We start from the raw sequence: 2,438 nt of genomic DNA, 5'->3' as shown, positions 1-2,438 counted from the left end.
GATTTAAAATGATCAATATAGTATCTAAATTAAGCACCTCATATGCCAAGGGAGTATCATTGAAAATTGAAAAACCTTTAAGACTTACAGCTTGTACTAAACCTTTAGAGTTGAAGATTCGAATCTCTTTTTGAGTTTTAAAGTTCGCAACAGAAAAGTATTCTTCTCCGTCCAATTCAAAAGCACTCAGTGAAGAGACTCCAAAATTCGGGTCTATACAGATAGAATCAACTAAATTGAATTTACTTTCCTCGGTAAAACTCTCAATTTTGTTTTCATTACAAGATTGAAAAACAATTAAAGCTGATAATACTATTAATAGACCTAGTTTCTTCATTATTTAAAATTAATTTGTGTAGCCATGATCAATTCACGAGAAGTTGAATTTTCAAATTCGATGTAAGCACTTCCTTCTGGTGTAGAACTTAAAGCTACAATATTCATTCTTACAGAACCATCAACAACTCCTTCTATCATTTTGTCTGGACACAATCCGTTAAACGCATCTAAGTTAGCAGTAACTACACCTTGGTCAGCAAAATCATCACCATTTTGTAATTTCGTCAATAATTCATGTATAAAATTCATACAATCGATAGATAACAATTCACCTCTACAACCGTAATCTGTATCTGATACTGTACATTCTTTACCCGTAAAAAACGAACATCCAACTGATACTCCTTCAATATGATCAGCTCCATCTTCTGTATTATTTTGGAACTTCAAAGTTTGGTTAGCTCTGTTCGTCATTGTAACTTGCTCCTCTGCAGTGTAGTATTCGCTTTCTACAACATCATTATTTTTTGAACACCCGAATGTAATAACACTTAACGCAATTCCTGTAAAAACTATTATATTTTTCATCTTTTTATAATTTTATTGATTAATTTCATCACCAAAATAACGTCATTTATCACAATCAACAACTATCTTAGTTAAAATATTATTCGATTAATCGATGATTGAATAACATTAACCGACAAATAAACCCTATTCATCGATTAACGAAGTCTAACTTTTTTTAATTTTGTAGACTTGGATTTTTAGCGTATTTATAATTCTACTATAAGTGAATAGAACACTACTTTTAACCCTTTTTTTCTTACTCTTTATTTGGAAGGCTCCATACTGTGGTAACAGTTTTGAAAAAGATCTATCAATACTTGATACGGGCGATTTCATACAGTCCAAAGAATTATTTTTAAACGAAATAAAAGACGCTAATAACTCTGACTCTATAATTATAGAAAGTTATATGAGGTTGGCTGAACTTTATGCAAATAACTTGATGGTCGATAAATCTCTAAAGATATTTGACACTATTGCTTTAAAGTTTGGAATTACCAACATTGCACATAAAACACATATTTTAAAAAGAAAATCCGATATTTTTAGAGAAGCGGGTAGTTTTGACGTATCCATTCAAGCAGAGTTTCAAGCTTTGAAATATTTTGAACTTCAAAATGATCTCCAAAACATCTGTAAAACCTATATAGATATTGTAAAATTATTTTTACTATCTAAGGATATCAACAATTCCACCTACTATTTATCGCAAGTATCTGAATTGGCCAAAAAGAACAACATGCTTTCTGTACAGGCAGAGGCATATCTTTTACTCGGAGACATTTACAAATTCAACAATGAGCTTTCGCAAGCCGAAAATGCATACAAAAAGGCAATAGAAATTGCTAAGAAGTGTAATTGTTCAGAATCCTTAAGTGCGACCTACAACAATTTAGCTAATTTATACAGATTAAAAGAGCGTTATTCTTTAGCTAATCAATACATCGATAAAGCAATTAATCTTAATACCGAAACAAATCAATTCAATGGCCTGGCCATTAATTACCTCACGAAAGGAAATCTCGAAGAAAACATAGGAGGAAGAACAGAAGCAATACTTTACTACAAAAAATTTGTACACTTGGTAGACAGTCTTGATTTAGACGTCTCTCCACTTAATGGATATTTCAACCTCTACAAAACCTATGCTCACCTTAAGGATTACGACAATGCTGTTTATTACCTTGAGAACTATGTAAAATTAAAAGATTCTATTCATACCTTAGAATCACAAGAAACTTCATCTAAGCTCGCAGCCCAATATCAATCGAGTAGAAAAGAGGCTGAAATCGAACGCTTAAAAATTCAAGAGCAACTTAGAGAAGAGGAGTTAAACTCTGAAAAGAACTCTAAGCGTGTTTTGGTACTCTTTATAAGTATCATACTTGTGGTCACCATAAGTCTTTGGGTTTCTTCTTTACAACGTAAAAAAATCAACAAAGATCTTACACTGAAAAATGAGCGAATTGATGAACAGCATAAAGAAATTATTGATAGTATCAACTACGCCAAGCGTATTCAAAATTCAATTTTACCGAGCACCCAGTTATTAAATAACACCTTACCCAACAATGCCCTACTCTACCTTC

Annotated in this window: 3 protein-coding genes; 1 reads left to right on the top strand and 2 read right to left on the bottom strand. The window is 31.8% G+C overall.

Annotated elements, in window-relative coordinates:
• Both R3333_RS14065 and R3333_RS14060 read right to left on the bottom strand, forming a co-directional pair.
• Nucleotides 1-337, bottom strand: a 337-nt coding sequence (locus R3333_RS14065) for a hypothetical protein (RefSeq protein ID WP_318959406.1), incomplete at its 3' end; no start/stop codon positions are given.
• Nucleotides 337-867, bottom strand: coding sequence for a hypothetical protein (locus R3333_RS14060; protein ID WP_318959405.1), 531 nt, complete (start codon nt 865-867; stop codon nt 337-339). The genes R3333_RS14060 and R3333_RS14065, both read right to left, overlap by 1 nt.
• A 205-nt stretch (nt 868-1,072) precedes the next feature.
• On the opposite strand from R3333_RS14060, the gene R3333_RS14055 reads away from it, so the two are divergent.
• A partial coding sequence (locus R3333_RS14055) for a tetratricopeptide repeat protein (RefSeq protein ID WP_318959404.1) occupies nt 1,073-2,438 on the top strand: 1,366 nt, incomplete at its 3' end.

Source organism: Lishizhenia sp., from assembly GCF_033720595.1.
Classification (GTDB): Bacteria; Bacteroidota; Bacteroidia; order Flavobacteriales_D; family Crocinitomicaceae; genus Lishizhenia.
This window is presented reverse-complemented; position numbering and strand designations above follow the sequence as displayed.

Excerpts from the sequence above, each read along its gene's own strand:
- R3333_RS14060 (WP_318959405.1), bottom strand. The coding sequence starts at position 867 with ATGAAAAATATAATAGTTTTTACAGGAATTGCGTTAAGTGTTATTACA.